Annotated in this window: 13 protein-coding genes; 8 read left to right on the top strand and 5 right to left on the bottom strand. The window is 49.0% G+C overall.

Annotated elements, in window-relative coordinates; all coding sequences use genetic code 11:
• Positions 1 to 87: 87 nt before the first annotated feature.
• The 4 genes from ABDB91_RS13555 (at position 88) to ABDB91_RS13540 (ending at position 9,353) form a co-directional block, all read left to right on the top strand.
• Entirely contained in the window at positions 88 to 2,568 is a 2,481-nt protein-coding gene (locus ABDB91_RS13555) for a LuxR C-terminal-related transcriptional regulator (protein WP_347488242.1), read from the top strand.
• Positions 2,569 to 2,888: 320 nt separating this feature from the next.
• Positions 2,889 to 3,227: a GNAT family N-acetyltransferase gene (locus ABDB91_RS13550; RefSeq protein WP_347491610.1), complete on the top strand. Its 339-nt coding sequence runs from the start codon at positions 2,889 to 2,891 to the stop codon at positions 3,225 to 3,227.
• Between the two features lie 4 nt (positions 3,228 to 3,231).
• Positions 3,232 to 8,463: a cadherin domain-containing protein gene (locus ABDB91_RS13545; protein WP_347488241.1), complete on the top strand. Its 5,232-nt coding sequence runs from the start codon at positions 3,232 to 3,234 to the stop codon at positions 8,461 to 8,463.
• 140 nt (positions 8,464 to 8,603) lie between these two features.
• Positions 8,604 to 9,353, top strand: a complete 750-nt coding sequence (locus ABDB91_RS13540) for a transposase (protein WP_347488240.1) — start codon at positions 8,604 to 8,606, stop codon at positions 9,351 to 9,353.
• Between the two features lie 4 nt (positions 9,354 to 9,357).
• On the opposite strand, the gene ABDB91_RS13535 is transcribed toward ABDB91_RS13540, so the two are convergent.
• The 4 genes from ABDB91_RS13535 to ABDB91_RS13520 all read right to left on the bottom strand — a co-directional run bounded on the left by ABDB91_RS13535 (position 9,358) and on the right by ABDB91_RS13520 (position 13,462).
• Positions 9,358 to 10,122, bottom strand: coding sequence for an acetyltransferase (locus tag ABDB91_RS13535; protein ID WP_347488239.1), 765 nt, complete (start codon positions 10,120 to 10,122; stop codon positions 9,358 to 9,360).
• Between the two features lie 36 nt (positions 10,123 to 10,158).
• Positions 10,159 to 11,208, bottom strand: a complete 1,050-nt coding sequence (locus tag ABDB91_RS13530; protein ID WP_347488238.1) for a sugar phosphate nucleotidyltransferase — start codon at positions 11,206 to 11,208, stop codon at positions 10,159 to 10,161.
• 87 nt (positions 11,209 to 11,295) lie between these two features.
• Complete coding sequence (locus ABDB91_RS13525; RefSeq protein ID WP_347488237.1) at positions 11,296 to 12,462, bottom strand: LegC family aminotransferase; 1,167 nt, start codon at positions 12,460 to 12,462, stop codon at positions 11,296 to 11,298.
• Positions 12,463 to 12,481: 19 nt separating this feature from the next.
• The gene (locus tag ABDB91_RS13520; protein ID WP_347488236.1) at positions 12,482 to 13,462 is read right to left on the bottom strand and encodes an NAD-dependent 4,6-dehydratase LegB; all 981 of its coding nucleotides are present in this window, start codon (positions 13,460 to 13,462) and stop codon (positions 12,482 to 12,484) included.
• Positions 13,463 to 13,872: 410 nt separating this feature from the next.
• On the opposite strand from ABDB91_RS13520, the gene ABDB91_RS13515 reads away from it, so the two are divergent.
• Complete coding sequence (locus ABDB91_RS13515; protein WP_347488235.1) at positions 13,873 to 14,730, top strand: alpha/beta hydrolase; 858 nt, start codon at positions 13,873 to 13,875, stop codon at positions 14,728 to 14,730.
• 202 nt (positions 14,731 to 14,932) lie between these two features.
• Here the strand turns inward: ABDB91_RS13515 and ABDB91_RS13510 are convergent, their stop codons facing one another.
• Positions 14,933 to 15,400 (bottom strand): hypothetical protein, encoded by a 468-nt coding sequence (locus tag ABDB91_RS13510; protein ID WP_347488234.1) that lies wholly within the window; start codon positions 15,398 to 15,400, stop codon positions 14,933 to 14,935.
• A gap of 256 nt (positions 15,401 to 15,656) precedes the next feature.
• Between ABDB91_RS13510 and vanR the strand changes: the two genes are divergently transcribed.
• The 3 genes from vanR to ABDB91_RS13495 all read left to right on the top strand — a co-directional run bounded on the left by vanR (position 15,657) and on the right by ABDB91_RS13495 (position 18,690).
• Complete coding sequence (gene vanR / locus ABDB91_RS13505; RefSeq protein WP_347488233.1) at positions 15,657 to 16,355, top strand: VanR-ABDEGLN family response regulator transcription factor; 699 nt, start codon at positions 15,657 to 15,659, stop codon at positions 16,353 to 16,355.
• Complete coding sequence (gene vanS / locus ABDB91_RS13500; RefSeq protein WP_347488232.1) at positions 16,345 to 17,478, top strand: vancomycin resistance histidine kinase VanS; 1,134 nt, start codon at positions 16,345 to 16,347, stop codon at positions 17,476 to 17,478. Before vanR ends, vanS begins: the two co-directional genes overlap by 11 nt.
• A 93-nt stretch (positions 17,479 to 17,571) precedes the next feature.
• Positions 17,572 to 18,690 carry a D-alanyl-D-alanine carboxypeptidase gene (locus ABDB91_RS13495; protein WP_347488231.1) on the top strand — a complete coding sequence of 373 codons (1,119 nt, stop codon included), beginning with the start codon at positions 17,572 to 17,574 and terminating at the stop codon, positions 18,688 to 18,690.
• The last annotated feature ends 42 nt before the right edge of the window (positions 18,691 to 18,732 follow it).

The raw sequence follows: 18,732 nt of genomic DNA, 5'->3' as shown, positions 1-18,732 counted from the left end.
AAACCAGGGGCTTTTGCTTTTTTGAGAAGGAACGGCGTTCCAATACATTGAATAAAAACAAAAGATGTGCTTAAAGGAGGCGGTCGGATGGGGAAAAAGGAGCAGCTTCAAAGTGAACCGCATTATTATTCAGACCGGCTGCTCAAGAAGCTGGCTGGCCTGCGAGCTGTGCCCACCACGATTGTAGAGGCCCCTCCCGGTTATGGCAAAACGACGGCAATACGGGATTACCTGGAGAATGTGTTGCCGCGAAATATCCCCGTTCATTCGTTTACCGCCACGGACGAGTTGCCTGCCGCCTGCTTCCGGCGTTTTTCCCGGGAGATCGATAAGATAGACGGCCACGTGGGACAGCGTCTTTTGAAAATCGGCTTTCCGGGTCCCGTTACCATTGGTGAAGCCTGCGACGCATTGCGTTCCATCCGGTGCCATCATGAGACTTATCTTGTAATTGATAACTTTCAATACCTGCATAACGCTTTGCCGCCCTCCTTTTTCACCGCGCTGATTGAACACGGCGTCAAAAGGCTGCACGTCATCCTTTTGACGCATATGCTCAAACGGAATGTGTTCTCCGCTATTTTGGGCTACGGATTTTTGCACGTCACCGCCGCCGATCTACGGCTGCATGCCGGGGATATCCGGCGCTATTATTCCCTTGCCGGCGTGAACATTACTCCGGAGGCTGCGGAGGACGTCGCGTCCTATACCGGCGGCTGGATCATCGCGGTCTATTTACAGCTTCGCGCTTTCCGGGAAAAGGGATCTTTTTCTGTTACGCAGGACATTCTGACTCTGATGGAGCATTTGGTGTGGGACAAGCTGACGCCCGGGCAGCAGGACTTTTTACTGCGTCTTTCACCCCTTGAAACAGCCACCATGCGGCAAATGTGCGTGCTTCTTGACTGCGAGGTTTTACCCGATTACGCCTTGGACGCGCTGGAAATCCCCTTTATCCGCTGCGAGCCGGCTGGGCGGCGGTATGAACTGCACAGTATCCTGCATAGTTTGGTGGCGCAAAAATGCCATGAGCGGGGCGAGTCGTTCGAACGTGAATGCTTGCTGCGGGCAGGCGATCTATGCCGGGATGACGGCATGACCCCGGAGGCGCTGGGCTTTTATTGGCGGCTCAGGGACTATGAGCGGATGCTTGCTCTCGACCTTTCCCATTTGATTTTAGAGCAAATCGGGGGCACACCTTTTTCTGCGCTGGCGCTGGATATTGCGCAGCATTGCCCGGCTGAAATCAAAAGGAAATACCCTCTTTCCATGCTGTGCGTTGCGTGGGCGCTATTGACGGCCGGAATGAGCGCGGAGTTTGACGTACTGATGGAAGAACTGCGCAGCACGCTTGGCACTGAAAACGACGCGGACGGCTTGCTTGGCGAATGGATGCTGCTTTACTCTTTTAAAAGCCATCCCCGCCTGGACGAAATAACCGCTGTCCTTCGGGAGGCTGCTTCCCTTTTCAAGGGGACCTGCTCGCGGGTGATCCTGCCCGCCGCGCCCTGGTGCTTCGGCAACTGCGGTCCGCTGGCCGACTATCATATCACGCCGGGCGAAGCCGATCGGAAGGCCGACGCATTGGAGGAATACGTAGCCTTGTACGCCAGGCTGACCAATGGCCACGGCAGCGGCGCGGACGTGCTGTACCGTGCGGAGCTTGCTTATCACAGGGGGAATTTGAACGAGGCGGAGATCCTTGCTTACAAGGCGGCTTTCCTTGCCGAAAGTAAGCAGCAAAGCATCGTCCAATTGGGAGCGTCGCTGCAACTGGCGCAAATTGCCCTGCACAGGGCGGACACGGCAAGCTGGCAGCGCGCCATCAGCTCAATGGAGCGGGCCGCCTCCTACCCCGCGCAGAACTCCTTCGTCGTCCGGGCCGCCCTGGATATTATGCGCGGTATGCTGCTCACTGAGCTGCAGCAGCTTACAGGCATTGCCGATTGGCTCAAGAACGGAGATTTTTCGTCATCAAGGCTGCTGCCCGCCATGGTTCCCCCGGCCCTGTTCGTACACGCGGTCTATTTGCTGCATCAGGGAGAATTCGCGCGACTCATCGGACTTGCCGGGGCCAGACATGCGGACGGCCTTAGAAACGGCCCTGTTCTGACTATGCTTTTATCTCTTACCTTGGCCGCCGGCTACATGCAAATGGGAGAATCCGGGCAGGCTTCGGCATTTGTCCGGCGTGCCGCGCAAGCTGCATTGCCCGACGGACTGATTTCCCCCTTTGCGTCCTTTTCATGGTTAACCAAAGGATTGACCGATGAAGTGGTTGAGCGGGAATATCCGGCACTTTTTGAAAAATTTCAGGCAACGAAAGAACGTTTTGCAATGGGCTGGACGAAGCTGTATCAGGATCTGCTCCCGGCGGAGCTGCCGGGGAAACTCACCGCACGGGAGCGGGAGGTGGCGTTGCTTGCGGCCCAAGGGTTGCGCAACGGTGAGATTGCGGAAAAACTGTCGATTAAGGAAAATACTGTGCGTTTTCACCTGCGTACAATATTTCAAAAGCTGGATGTGGACCGCCGCGCGAAGCTGGCGGAAAGGCTCAAACCACTCTAAAGGGGCGGCGGTGTGGGCGGATAAATTCTTGTCAGGTGCTATCCCATTTGGATGATGTGTGAAATAAGAGTCCGTCTTACATAATTTGTAGGATGGTTTTTTTATGTACTTTTATAAAAACCGTCCATTCGGACGGGGCGCAATTCAAAACCATGCTTTACAATGGTTGCAAGAAAACCGTCTATCAAGTGTCAGGCACGGAAAGGAGGCGCACGGATGGATAATCGCGCGGATTACTATATCAAGGCGGTTATGCCCCTTAATGATTACAGGTTGTTTATGGAGATGGAGAGCGGCAGCAGTTCCGGTGTGAACGGGAACTGCTTAGAAAGGATTATCCGGCTGCCCGGTACAGCATTATTCTCCGGGTCGGAAATCCGGTGGGGAGGTTGTACCTCCACCGCGGGGAGAAGGAGCGGCGTATTTTGGTTATCGCCCTGGCCCCCGAATACTGGGGCAGGGCGATCGGAAGGCGCTTGATTGAAAAAATTTTGCGGGAGGTTGCCACGGCGGGCAGGCCGGTACGTTTCCAGGCGGCGTGGTATAACCGGCCTGCCCGATCGCTTTATGAAGGGCTGGGTTTCCGGGTGACGGAGGACAATGGAGTCTATTGCGAGATGCAGTGGCTGCCGGGAACCGGGCCAATTGACAAGGGGTGAAAAAATGAGGTATAGATTGAAGAGTTCTCTTATTTTTTTTATGCTGATAGTCATGATTACAGTTGCCTTTGATAAAACGTTCGTGGCGGAGGCAAGCTTTGCAACCCCGGCGCTAAATCAGGATCTGAATTTGGATTGGGTAAGCGAGAATAATAACGGCTTTACAATTACCGCCAACGATGGCCTGACATTTAATGGGGATCCAGTATCTATCTGGTTAAGCGGTAGCGATGGGGCTGCCGGACCATTCTCTTTTACTATTAGCGCCGATGAACAATTCGCAGGCGGCGCATTCGATCTGACTGAAATTGTATTTGATTTGTACGAACCCGGGAGTACCTTTACTATTGCAGTCATAGGACATAAAGCCGACGGGGGCACGGTTATGGCCAGTGTATCCGGCGGTGGCACGGCGGAGTTTAATGCTATAAACCTGGGCGGAATGACCGAGTTGACTGCATTTGACGTGCAAATTCAACGGGTCTCCGGCTTCAACGGCGTGGATTATGTGGGGTTGGATTCCTTTACCATTGCCAATCCCCATGAATATGTGGGAAACCATGCGCCGGACATTGCCGGCCTAGGCGAAAAAATCATTTTCCAGGAGAACACGGTCAACGCCGCGCCCCGGCAGATTGATCCGGATGTCGCGGTAACCGATAGCGACTCGGACGACTTCAACAGCGGGCAGGTTACGGTCTCCTACACCGCCACCGGGCTGGCGGAGGATCAACTGGTTGTGGACAATATCGGCAACATCTCCGTATCCGGGAGTGCCGTTAGTTACTCTGGAACCCAAATCGGCACTGTCAGTGGCGGAAACAATGGCGCTGCTTTGATTATCGACCTTAGTGCAAACGCCACACCGGCACAGGTTACAGAGCTGTTGCGCGCCCTGGCTTACCAGAATACCTCCAATGAACCCGCCAGCTACCGCACCATCTCAATTACCGTCAACGACGGCGACGGCGGCACCAGCGCGCCGGCTACGGCCAGGATCGCGGTGTCCGGCCAGGCGGAGTCCGGGGTGGAGAGCCCGGTAGACCTTACCCAGAACTTGAGTTATCCGGACTGGGTGGACCATCTTAATAATTATTTTGCCATTACTGCCAACGGTAGCGTAACCTTGTCCGGTGACCTGTCTACTGTCTGGATCGAAGGCGGGGGCACCGGCCCGGCATCCCTGACCGTCAGCGCCGCCGAGCAGTTTGCGGGCGGCATGTTCGATCTGGCGGGCATGACCTTCGATTTTGTCGGCAGTGGTAATTATACCGTCACAGTAAAAGGATACCGGGCCGGTGGGGACACTGTCACAGCTAATGTAACCGGCAGCAGTGAGGGGGAATTCAACGCCGTAGACCTGGCCGGCATGACCCAGCTTAATTCCTTTGAGGTTCAAATTCAGAGTTCCGGCGGCGGCGATGTATATAACCTGGGGCTGGCGTCCTTCACCATCGCCAATCCCCATGCCGTCAACCTGCCGCCGGCGTTTACCTCGGCTGCGGGCTTCAGCATAGCTGAAACCGCTCTGGCTAATGACACCGTGCTCCACGACGTCCAGGCCCACGACGGGGACGGCGGCGCTACCGACGCCGGCCTGACCTACCGTATAACCGGGGGCACCGGCCGGAGTTATTTTTCAATTGACAGCTCAACGGGTGAAATCAAACTCACCGCCGCCGGGGAAGCAAGCCTTGATTATGAATCGGCTGCCAGTTACACCTTGACCGTCCGCGCCGACGACGGCCGGGCCGTCAACAGCACCGCCGACCAGACCATTGCCGTCAGCGTGGCGGATGCCGCCCCGGCAATTACCGGCGGCCAGTCCTTTACGGTAAGTGAGACGGCGCCCGACGGCACTGTTGTCGGCGTCGTCGCCAACACCGGCGACAACGACTCGGTGACCTTTTCCATTACCGGCGGCAACAGCGGCGGCGCCTTTGCCATTGATGCCGCCGGCGCCGAGATTACGGTAAACAATGCCGGCGCCATCGACTACGAGGCAGACCCCAGCTTTACCCTCACTGTCCAGGCTACGGATGAAACCAACTCCTCCGACCAGGGCGTTACGGTCAACGTGAGTGACGTGGCCCCGGTAATCACCGCCGGGCAGTCCTTCACAGTAAGCGAGGGGGCGGCCGACGGCACTGCGGTGGACACCGTCGCCGTCACCGGCGACATCAGCAGCATTGTCTTTTCCATCCAATCGGGCAATGACGACGGAGTTTTCGCTATTAACAGCTCCACCGGGGAAATATCCGTCGCCGACAGCGCCAATCTCGACGCTGCAATCACAGCTGTCCACACCCTGGCAATTCGTGCCTCCGACGCAAACCACAGCGATGAAATGGTGACCGTTCTGGTCCGGGCGGCGGACGGCAGCGGAACCATGACGGTGACGCCGGACGCTGTTGCCGCCGGCCAAACCGGCATAACGCTGACCTTTACCTACACGGCGGCGGCCGGGGGCCTGGAAAACGGCGCGGTGAGCATCGACGTACCGGATGGTTGGAGTCCTCCCGGTACAATTTCCACCGGAGCCGGCTATACAACGGCTTCCGCCGGAACGGTGGGTGTATCGGGCCGGAGCATCACCGTAACGGGCCTGACCCTGGCGGGTAGCGATTCCATTGCTATAACCTACGGGGATAAGAGCGGCGGCGGGCCGGGCATTACTGCCGCGACCACTGCCGGCGTTTCCACCTGGCCGACCCGGTCCGGCGCCACCTCCGCCGGCAGCCTGGCGGGGCTGAGTATTTCGCCTCAGGTAACCATAGAGCCGGGCGGCGCCGACCCAGATCAGTCGTCCGTGACGGTTGACGAGACAGCCCGGCCCGCCGACAATACAACCATTGCAACCATTACGGTAACTCTGCGGGACGCCCATGGCAATCCGGTGATCGGCCATACCGCAGCCCTGGACCAGGGCGCCGGCAGTTCCACCATTGAACCGGCCGGCGCCGTAACGGACGCCGCCGGGCAAGCTGTTTTCACCGTTAAAAGCAGCCGGGCCGAGTCGGTTACTTATCAGGCCAAGGACACTACTCCCGAGCCGGATGTAACGGTGATACAGACTGTCCAGGTTACCTTCGAGCCGGGCGTCACCGTTGACCCCGCCGACGACAGTGCCGTTGAGGGCGGGACTGCGCAATACGCGGTGGCGCTGTTATCCCGGCCCACGGCGGACGTCGCCATCAGCGTCACACCAGACACCCAGTTGAGCGCAGACAAGGACAGTCTGATCTTTAACAGTGCAAATTACAACACGCCCCAGACGGTGACCGTTACCGCCATAGACAACCATATTCTCGACGGCAATCGCACCGGTGCGATAACGCATGACGCTGTCAGCGCGGACCCGGCATACGGCGGTATTACCGTGCCCGGTTTCCTGATGGATATAACGGACAACGACAGCCCGGATATTATAGTTAGCAAGAGCGGCCCGCTGCAAATAACCGAGGGCGGCCCCTCGGACTCCTATACCCTGACGTTGGCCACTCAACCCGCCGACAGCGTGACGGTTTACGTGTACGGCGGCGGTCAGGTTGCCGTCGACCCGCAGGTGTTGGAGTTCACCACTGGCAACTGGAACGTTCCCCTGGGGATTGATATAACGGCGGTGGACGACGATGTCGCCGAAGGGCCGCATGCCGCCACGGTAACCCACAGCGTTTACAGCGCCGACCCTGATTACGGCGGCTTTAATATTCCGGACCTGGACGTTGACATCACCGACAACGACTCTCCTGGCATCAGCATTAACCAAAGCGGCGCCGCCGTGGTCACCGAGGGCGCTGGAGACTATACCTATACCATGGTCCTGACCACCAGACCCTGTTCCGATGTGGAAATCAGCATTAGCGGGGGCAGCCAGCTTGGTGTGGACCCCGGGGAGCATACGTTTACCCCGGGGAACTGGGATTCGCCGAAAACCGTGCGGGTGTGGGCGCTGGACGACGATGTGAGCGAAGGAGACCACAGCGGCAGCGTATCTCACTCGGTATACAGCGCGGACCCGGGTTACGATAATTATGACATTTCCGCCATCACAGTAAGTATCATTGATAACGACGCGTCCGCCAACGCTTGCCTGTCCGGACTCGTGTTGAGCGGCGGCACGCTGGTCCCGGCCTTTGACTCGGCCACCACCAATTATAGTCTTTCGGTGGCCCATAGCGTGGGCAGTGTCTCGGTGACGCCCACGCCGGCGGACAGCAACGCCACGGTTACCGTCAACGGTACGCCGGTGGCCGGCGGGCATGTTTCACCGTCCATTAGCCTTAACGTGGGAGCCAACCCCATTATTGCCGTGGTTACCGCCCAGGACGGTATAACCACCAAAACGTATACCATCACCGTTAACCGGGCCGCCGCGTCCGGCGGCGGAGGCAGTAGCGATAAAAACAAACCTCTTCGAAATGACGGCACAAGTAAAAACATAAAAGCAGACGCCGGCGGCAAAGTCAGCCTCGGCAACGTTTCCGTGGAGATCCCGGCGGGGGCATTGCCCGATGACGCCACCGTCAGTATCAGGAAGTTGAGCCGGAGTGAAGCTAACAAGGTGGTGCTCGGGGGACTGCGGGTTAAGATGGCCGGCGATGTTTATGAGATTACCACCACCGGTGAGCGCTGGTTCGGTGACAACTATATTACCATCAAGCTTGCCTATGACCCGGACAGGGTTGCAGAAGGCGAGTTCCCGGCGGTGCATTACTATGATCAGATATTGGAACGCTGGGTTAAGCTGGAGACGCAACTAATGCAGGAAAACGGTCAGTGGTTCGCCGTAGCCGGGGTTAACCACTTGACCAGGTTTGCCGTGTTCAGCACGGCTAAAGAACCTCCGGCGGAGCAAGAGGTGATCACTCTGACTATCGGCCAGGTCCGGGCCGGTGTGAACGGCAGCCCCTTCACCCTGGACGCTCCGCCTTATGTTGATCATCAGTCCCGGCGCGTCCTAGTGCCCATCCGGTTTGTCAGCGAAGCCTTGGGCGCCGGGGTCAAGTGGGATTCCACCCTCCGGCAGGTTACCATCGAAGACGGCGGCCGGGTAATTGTGCTCACCATGGGTTCGCCGGAGGTGCTGGTGGACGGCGCGGCCCGGGCCATGGACTGCGTTCCGGGGACGCAGCCGCCCGGCCGCATCTTTGTTCCGCTGCGGTTTGTCTCTGAAACCCTGGGCGCACAGGTGGATTATGATGACGCAGCTAAACAGATAACCTTGCTCAGGTAATGCAAATAAATATTGGGAGTCAGGGGACGGTTCCTTGACTCCCCTGTTTTTGTTATGGTATATTATACTAAAAGCATAAGGATTGAGAAACAGTGCCAAGAGTGAGCCGAAAACTCAGCGAAACTGGGATATATCACGTTATGGTAAGGGGTAATGAAAAAAGAGAAATTTTTCTCTGTGATCAAGACAGAGAGAGATTCATAGATATTTTGCATGAAAAAAGCAGGGAAAAGGAGTATTCAATTTTGGCATACTGTTTGATGGATAATCATGTGCACCTGCTTATAAAAGAAGGGACAGACCAGATAGACAGGGCTATGAAAAGAATAGGCGTAAGCTATGTGTATTACTTCAACAAGTTATACGAGAGAATAGGCCATTTGTTTCAGGACAGGTTTAGGAGCGAGCCGATAAATGATGAAAGGTATCTAATGGCTGCTGTCAGGTATATACATAATAATCCGGTTAAGGCAAAAATGGTAAAAAGCCCGGACAGATATCGTTGGAGCAGTTACAATGAATATGTGAGCAAAGAAGATACAGCCGCAGGTTTAACAAGCAGGGAATTTGTACTGAAAATGTTTTCAGAAAACCTGGAAGAGGCAATCAAGCAGTTTGTCAGGTTTTCAGGAGAGCAGGCGAGAGAAGAGTTTATAGATATCAATGAAGAAAAAACAATGGATAAGACCATAAAATCTGAGGCTCAGGCAATAAAGCATATTGAGAAAGTTTTGCAGGAAGGTAAGGCTGTGAATCTAAAGGATTGGCTAATGAATAAAGACAATAGAAACGAACTGATTAGGTACCTTAAAGATAATTCTATTCTTTCAACAAGGCAAATAGCTGCAATTTTGGGTGTTAACAGGAATATTGTTCAAAGGGTCAGGTGATGAGTCAGAGAACCGTCCCCTGACTCCTCCCTGACTCTTTGTTTCTCACAACCTTACATGGATTGCCATAAGCAATAACCTTACTTGGAACATCATGGACAACGGTGCTTCCGGCTCCTATGATACTGTTGTATCCGATAGTTACACCTTGAATAATCGTGGTATTTGCGCCCACGTGCGTACCGGCGCCTATTTTAACGTCGCCGCATATGACGGCGCCGGGTCCTATATGCGCAAATTCATTGACGCGGCAACCGTGCTCTATAATAGCGCCGGTATTTATGATCGCCATATCTCTTATAGTGCTCTTTGCATTAACTACCGTGTTCTTTCCTGCGTAGATTCCCGCGCCCAGACATACATCGCTGCCGATATTTGAAGAATTGTCGATTATCGCAGGTAAGATAAATCCTGTATCTTTCAGCAAATGATATAGTTTTTCTCTCAAAGCGGTGCTTCCGACACTTCCGACTGCAATAAAAGCATACTTGACTCCGCTGTCAAATACCGACTTCAATATGGAATCGTTTCCCATAATTTCACAGCCCGATACTTGCTCTCCGACAGTGCAGCCCAATTCAGTAATCCCGATGATTTCGTATTCTTCCTTTGATCGGATGCTGTCTATGACACTGAGTGCATGTCCGCCTGCGCCTACAAGAACAATCTTTTCCACATTGACCTCCATCCCGCCGTAAAACGGCGGCACAAATTGACCGGAAAATTGAGGTTTTCGAAGAAAATGGCCGCCGTCGTATTTGGCGGCCAAATTAATTTCTTCCGTATGTGAAAATTTATTTTCACGTTAAACCTCCAATTCCTTCCTCATTCTCTCCAACTCTTCAAGCTGTCCCATATCGAGCCAGTTCTGTTCACTGACGGGAAAAACTCCGATCTTTTCTCCCAGATTTTTTTGCTGCTCGATTATATCCGTGAATCCCATAGCTTGATCATTCTTAAGCCTGTTTATAACGTCTGCTTCCACAACATAAAAGCCGGTATTGGTCAGGAATGAGTACTCGGGCTTCTCAATTATGGAAGCTATTTCGCCATTCGTTATCAGGTTGATTACTCCATAAGGAATAGTGAGATGCTTATAGGCCGCGACTATTGTAATCATATTTCCGTTTTGCTTATGAAAATCATATATTTCCTTGTAATTAGCTCTGATGAGAACATCGCAATTCGTCAAGAAAAAGGTGGATTTGAGTTTCCCTTTCAGCAGGCTGAGCCCGCCGCCTGTGCCAAGCGGTTTCTCCTCATTATGAAATTCTATTTTATAATCTTTTTCAACGTCGCCGAAATAAGCCTTGATCATATTCTTTTTATAGTTAATGATAAAATGAAATTCGTCGCATTCATACTCCATAAAATGATTGATTATATGCTCGGCTATTGGTATTTCGCCAATGGGAATAAGTGGTTTTGGTAATATCTTTGTATACGGATGGAGCCTTGTTCCCAATCCGCCTGCCATGACGACGATAGGCGCATTTACCGAAAGTTTACGTCCGATCTCATAATCTTTTAAAAAAGCAATGGATTGTATCTCGAGTGCTTCATTCACAATCGGCAAAGACAATACCGACCATTTCTTCATGAGTTCTTTAGATTTATCCCTGTCTTTTTCATGTATGAATTTCGGACTGTAATTGGCGATTTCCCTTATTTTATCCTCTAACTTACCTCCGCGCAGTAAATGCCTTCTGATGTCTCCATCAGTAATAATCGCTTTTAGTTTTTTATTTTCAGCAACCATCAATACTTGATTATGTGTTGCATCTATCTGTTTCATTGCCTCCAAAACACTTTGATCTTCCGTGATAAATAATGCCTCTATATTCAATATTCCCACCCCTTTTATTATATGAACACCATAATAAAAGTGCGCAGGATTAACGAGAATGATGGAAATAGCAACATTGCAGCTAAACCCCGAAAATTAAGATATCGCCCTGATTTTATCAATAACCGTATGCACATCGTCAGCGGACAAATTGCTGCTGCAGGGAAGATTAACAATGCGGTTATAATAGTGGGGCGCTTTCTCAATCATATAATCCTGGTTATTTAAGTAGGGCTTCTGCTCATGAATAAGTCCCCATACCGGGCGTGCCTGGATATTATTATCAGCCAGATATTTGATTATTTTCTTTCGGGAGTATTTGTCTGAGTCAGTAATATACAGTGGATAGAACCAATAGTTCGGCCGTATATCATCCCGGAAATCCAATATCTTCAAGCCGTTCAGCCTGTCATTTATACCGCTTTGGTACAGCTTATAGTTTTCTGCTTTCACGGAAATAAAGGACTCAAGCCGCTCCAGCTGTGCAACTCCCAACGCTGCCTGGAGGTTGGTCATTCTGTAATTATAGCCCACCTCATTGTGGATGAAATTAGCGGCATCATTCTTTGCCTGTGTGGACAGATATTTGGCTCTTTGTATCAGGCTGTTATCATTTGAGACGATCATCCCCCCGCCGCCGGTGGTAATAATTTTGTTGCCGTTAAAGGAATAAACGCCTATATCGCCTATTGTCCCGGCGTACTTGCCTTTATATCTGCCCTCAAGGTAATAGGTCCCCAAGGCCTCGGTGGCATCCTCAATCACCTTGAGATTATAAGCCTCGGCGATATCCATAACTGCCGACATATCCGCCATGTTGCCGAAAACATGGACAACCACTATTGCTTTAACATGTCTTCCCGTATATCTGTTAACTAATTTATGGTCAATAAAATCACACTCTGACTGGCAAAACTTCTTTAACTTCCCCATATCCATGCATAAAGAATCATCGCAATCCATAAAAACAGGATGGGCCTGCAGATATTTCACCGGGTTTACGGAAGCTATAAACGTCAGCGTCGGTACGATCACCTCATGATCCTTTTCAACACCCGATAAAATTAAGGCTAAATGTAGGCCGGCAGTTCCACTCTGACATGCAGCTGCTGATTCCACGTTTAAATAATCGGCAATTTCCGTTTCATATCTGGATATATATTCTCCGCCGGTGGAAACCCATTCCTTTTCAATCGCGTCAGTTACATATTCCAGCTCGTTACCCTTCAGATTAGGAACGGATAAGGGTATGAATTTATTCAAAAGATCACATCCCATAGTTTTACAGGTTATAAATGTCCGCTTTGTATCTGTCTAAATTCTCCTTAAGAAACGCTATAGTCTCCTTCAGGCCCTCTTTTAAACTGTACTTTGGTTCCCACATAGTAAGTTCCCTTAGTAATTTATTCGAACCTAACAGCCTGTTCACCTCGCTCTTTTCCGGACGAAGTCTTTGCTCGTCACAGATTATCCTGGCAGCAGGATTAATCTGATCAATCAGCTCCTGTGCAAGCCGACCGATGGAAATCTCCTGCTGGGACGCAATGTTAATCTCCAGCCCTATGGTTTTCTCCGACCTGGCGATGTCAATAAACCCCTGGACAGTATCTTGCACATAATTGAAATCTCGCGTCGGAGTGAGTGAACCTAGCTTTATTTCCGTCATTCCCGATAAAAGCTGAACAATAACTGTCGGAATCACCGCCCTGGCTGACTGGCGCGGTCCATAGGTGTTGAATGGCCGTACTATGGTAACGGGCGCTCCGAAGCTGCGATAAAAGCTCTCCGCCAGTCTGTCGGCCCCTATCTTTGTTGCAGAATAAGGCGATTGCCCTTGAAAAGGGTGTTTCTCATCAATGGGCACATACTGTGCAGTGCCGTAGACCTCTGACGTGGAGGTCACAAGGATTCTTTCAGTACCCAGATCTCTCGCTGCCTGCAGCACATTCAGCGTGCCTTTAATATTTGTATCAACGTAGGAATCAGGCGAATGATAGCTGAATGGAATTGCAATTAAGGCCGCGAGATGAAAAACCTTATCCACCTCATTCATTGCTGTTCGTACTCCGTTGGGATCTCGGATATCCCCTGCAAATATTTCTATTTCATCTAAGAGCTCTTTAGGGAACGTATCAAGCCAACCCCAATTACCAAATGAATTATAATAAACAAAAGCTCTAACTTTTTTACCTTCCTTTATAAGTTGCTCTGCAAGATGGCTTCCAATAAATCCGTCAGCACCGGTAATAAGCGCTTTTTTCATAAGTTCCTCCATAAATATTTCTGTAACTAAAACCCTGAGAGGGATGCCTGCCTCGCGGAAGGCGTCCCTTTTTGTTTAGACTCGCGGTTCAACGCCTGAAGTAGTTGGACCTGTTTTTCTTTTGGCTCTGTAACCCTTTAGTTCAGCTTTATTGCGTCCTTTAATTTTTATGCGATTAACCTGGCATGTAACACTTTCTTCAAAAATAAGAGCCTGAAGCGGATTCGGTTGGTTGGCTGCAATGTGGATAAAATATCTCTTTTTCCTGAATAATATTTATAAATAATCGAAAATGACATTGAAAAGATATAGAAAATCTGCCTATCGGTTTATGTTGTGACCGTTGAAAAAGATTATTTCCATGCCAAGAATGAGTAAGAAACGGAAGCAGGTAATAGCGGAGGTAATCTATGACTACCCAAGTTGAGAAAAAGCATATCAGTATAAATGGAGTAGGTATAACATGCTATTGTGCCGGAGATGGTAACGATGCTATCGTACTATTGCATGGTGCTGGTGTGGATTCAGCAATGCTTTCTTGGGCCGAGGTAATTTTATTGCTATCCGGTCGTTATCAAGTCATTGCGCCGGATTTGCCGGGATACGGAGCAAGCGGTCGGATAGATGGCGAATATACGCTATCGTTCTACTCAGAGATAGTAAAGGGCATAATCGAAGCATTTGGGGGCAAACCGGTTATCCTGGCCGGACTGTCCTTGGGAGGCGGTATATGCCTGAATATGGCGTTAGTCTATCCGGAGCTTATTAAGGTTCTTGTGCTGGTTGACGCATGGGGATTGTTTGATAAATTGTCATGGCATCGGCTAACCCATTGGTTTATTCGTTCAAAGCTCAACGACAATTTATATGAATGGACGAATAGATATCCATCCTTTATCAGATTCTCCTTAAAATACAGCTTGTTTGGTGATAAATCAAAGGTGAGCGATGATTTAGTGGCTGAAATACAAAAAGCCATGCTGGAGCCTGGTGCAGGCAAGCCTTTCATCTCCTTTCAAAGAAGTGAAATTACGCCCACAGGTTTTACTACAGATTTGTTCGGGAGGCTTGAAGAAATAAATGTACCTACACTGCTTATACATGGCACGCTTGACAAAGCGGTTCCTGTAAAAGGCGCCATCCTTGCCAGCAAAAGGATTCCCGATTGCGAGATGCATTTAATGGAAGGATGTAAGCATTGGCCTCAAAAAGAACGTCCGGAAGAATTCGCAAATGCCCTACAATTGTATCTTGGCAGAAAATTATAACAAGCGGCTTTTGTTGAAATCTGGGATATGCCTACCTTTCGAACAGACGAAGAATCCCATATGGACACATCGCCGTTATTTACAAAATCTCCGCCGATGGAATAGTCTCCCTGCTCAGAAAACAGATAAGCGCCGTCCGACACAGCAAAAGATCCTGTGCCATCGCTGCCTCCGGAAAGAAGGAGCACTCGTATTATGTTTCCTATATATTCTTTCGCCCTTCAATTTCATCCTTGCCGCGATAAATCCTCCTGTTGATTAAAAATGCCACAACATATGTCACCCGTTTTTCGTCATCCAGAATAGGGAAAACCGTAATGTCCTGATATACGGCCTTTATATCGAAATCCTTTGTGCCGTAGCGCTCTGCAATTTCTTCCAAAGGCACTCTGACATTCGGGAAAAAGACGGTTCCGCCCTGAAAGGCCCGTTTTAACACGGGGAGTTGGCTTGTTGCGATAACAGCGGGATCTTTAAATAAATTGTATTTCCCGACAACTATGTCTGGACTGATAGCATGATATTCGGCCAGCGTGGCCTTATTCACCAGCACCGGTGTTCCGTCCGGAGCGTAAACCTGAATCGGATAGGGGAAGCACTCGAGCACTTTGGCAAGCAGCTCTTCTTTTCCAAAGAGCGAGCAAACCCAGCTGCAAAAGTAGCGCTTCAAATTATCCTGAGTTAATACACAAAAGTGATCTCATTTAACGACTTATCCCAGTGTCTCCCCGGAACCATGCCTGATAGGTGTTAATGACGCCGCCTGCAAAGAAATGGTACGGATATTAAATTCGGGCATGATTTCTATAAATTTAAAACCTTTATTAATAAAACCTTAAGGTTTTATTAATAAAATTATTATGATATGAATTTTTGTTTTGCAGTACTATAATAATGAGTGTTTAAGCAGAAAGAGTGATAGAACTATGAGCATTAATATTTTGGTTGTAGACGATGAACAGTCCATAGCGGACTTAATAGAAGTTTATTTAAAAAATGAAGGTTTTACAATATGCAAATTTTATAACGGTCAAGATGCGTTCCGGTGTGTTGAGTCGGAACAATTAGAGCTTGCGATACTTGACGTCATGCTGCCGGATATTGATGGCTTCACTCTTTGCCGGAAAATTAGGGAAAAGCATAATTTCCCGGTTATTATGCTAACAGCCAAAGAAGAAGAAATTGATAAGATTACCGGGCTGACATTAGGCGCGGACGACTATATCACCAAACCGTTCCGGCCTTTGGAGCTTGTTGCCCGTGTAAAGGCGCAGCTCCGGAGATTTACCCAATATAATTTGGCCGAGCCAAACCAGGAAGAACACCTGATTGCCTTTTCCGGCTTGGTATTGGACAAGGATACCCATGAATGTATGTTGAATGAAAAAAAGCTGTCTCTCACTCCTACGGAATTTTCCATCCTTTGGGTGCTTTGCTCCAATCGCGGACGGGTGGTCAGTTCGGAAGAATTGTTCCATGAGGTATGGGGAGACAAGTATTTCACCAACAGCAATAATACGGTAATGGTTCATATCCGACATCTAAGAGAAAAAATGCACGACAGTGCGGAACACCCCAAATATATCAAAACGGTATGGGGGGTTGGCTATAAAATTGAAAAGTAAGAGAGATAGTAGAAGGAGCGATTATACAAGATTAAAAAGTAAAGTGTTTTTTCGAATGTTCCTTGTTGTTCTTGCCACGACTGCAACTGTTTATTGCCTGCGTTTTTTCATTCAAAGAAACTTCAGTGTTGGAGATAGTATTGTACAATTTTTAAAGAATACGTTGCATTTGCGTGAAAACGTTGCTTTATTAATTTATCGGTCTATGTTTTACCGCAATATGGAAACCATTACATTTATTATAATTCTCATATTCTTAGTTATCTTACTTAAATTCTCCATCCCCTGGTTCACAAAATATTTTGATGAAATTAGCGCCGGGATGGATAAACTTGTTGAAGAATCCAATGCTGAAATTACATTATCACCGGAATTGGATTTTATGGAGAATAAGCTTAATCAGATAAAAGACAACTTGGAAAAGCAAAAGAAAGCCGCTCTTGATGCCGAGCAGCGCAAAAATGATTTGGTAGTTTACTTGGCTCATGATATAAAGACACCTCTGACCTCCGTTATAGGATACTTGAGTCTTCTGGATGAAGTTCCTGACATGCCTCCTGAACAGAAGGCAAAATATGTCGGTATTACCTTGGAAAAAGCTTATCGATTAGAACAATTAATAAATGAGTTTTTTGAGATCACCAGGTTTAATCTGCAAACTATTGTTTTGAATAAAGAAAAAATCAATTTACTGTTCATGCTCCAGCAGATGGCGGATGAATTCTATCCAATGCTGACTCCACAGGAAAAGCGGGTGTCCGTCAATGTGCCCGACGGCCTCACTCTGTGGGGAGATGCGGACAAACTGGCCCGTGTGTTCAATAACATTCTGAAAAATGCGCTGGCCTATAGCTATGCAAACAGCGTCATTGACATTTCTGCCGGGCAGCAGGACAAAAATATTGTGCTAACTTTTACTAATCAGGGCAATCCAATCCCGCAGAAAAAGCTTGAAACTATTTTTGAAAAATTTTACCGATTAGATTCCGCGCGTTCCACAAATACCGGCGGAGCGGGGTTGGGTTTGGCTATCGCCAAAGAAATTGTCACGGCCCACGGCGGAACTATCTCTGTGGAAAGCAGCCCGGAAAATACCACATTTGCAGTAAAGCTTCCGTTGTAAGAAAATCTTAAGAAGTTCATAAGATAGAATTACAATATAGCTCCTTGTTCTGTGGTTGAATAATATTAGCACAGAATAAGGAGCTGTTTTATTATGGTACGAAAATTAAGAAAGAAAAAGCCGGGAATACGTATATTGGTAACATTTCTGTTGATGGGTGTTATGGCCGCTCTTGTCTATAAATCCATCATTATTCCAGTATACAGGCACATTTTTGAAGAAGGATATGACGATAAAACCTCGTTATATTCTTTCTTAAAGATAACACCCGATTCTTCTGACGATAGAACAACACCGGTTCCATCGTTGAAGCTAGAACCCGAATCCTCTGTTACCATATCTTCCGATAAACTGAACAGTTCTAATGCGATTCTGATCAATTTAAAAGATCATACCATTCAGATGCAGAAAAACAGTGAAGAAAAAATCTATCCCGCTTCTTTAACAAAGATGATGACAGCCATTGTCGCAATAGAAAACTTGCCTGATTTGAAAAAAGAAATCGTACTTACCAATTCTGTGTTTCAGGGTCTGTCAGAAGCAGATGCATCTATGGCCGGTTTCCAGCCGGGTGAGCAGGTCAGGGCCATTGATCTGTTATATGGGGTGATGCTGCCGAGCGGTGCGGAGTGCTGTATTGGACTTGCTGATCAGATTGCGGGATCAGAACAGAATTTCGTAAAAATAATGAATCAGAAAGCGGCGGATCTCGGCATGCACAACACACATTTTGAGAATTCAACCGGACTTCACAGTATAAATCACTACACAACAGTCAAAGATCTGGCTATTCTTCTAAGCTATGCTTTGCAAAATGATGCTTATCGGGAGATTTTTACTTCATCCCGTCATTCCACACCACCTACGAATAAGCATCCCGGCGGGATAACCTTTTACAATATCATGTTTGAAGAACTCAACAATCGGAACATTATCGGTGGGGAAGTTTTAGGAGGAAAAACCGGATATACCCATGAAGCCGGTCTATGTCTCGCGAGTCTCGCCAAAGTGGGTAACCGGGAATATATTCTGATTTCAGCCGGTGCGAAAGGGGATCACCATTCGGAGCGGTATAATATTACCGATGCCTTAGCCGTATACAATAGTATAGGAAAAAATGCTTACAACGTCAGCCCGGCAAAGGTAACTGAGAACGTTTCGAGGCAACACGATAAAAGGTGGTTAGACAATCCACCTTTGGAACGACGATGATTAAAACGATAGCGGAATTACATCAGTTTGTATAAATAATGT

Origin of the sequence: Desulfoscipio sp. XC116 (assembly GCF_039851975.1) — a bacterium.
Lineage (GTDB): Bacteria > Bacillota > Desulfotomaculia > Desulfotomaculales > Desulfallaceae > Sporotomaculum.
Note: the sequence above shows the minus strand (reverse complement) of the source record. Positions and strands in the feature narration are given on the sequence as shown.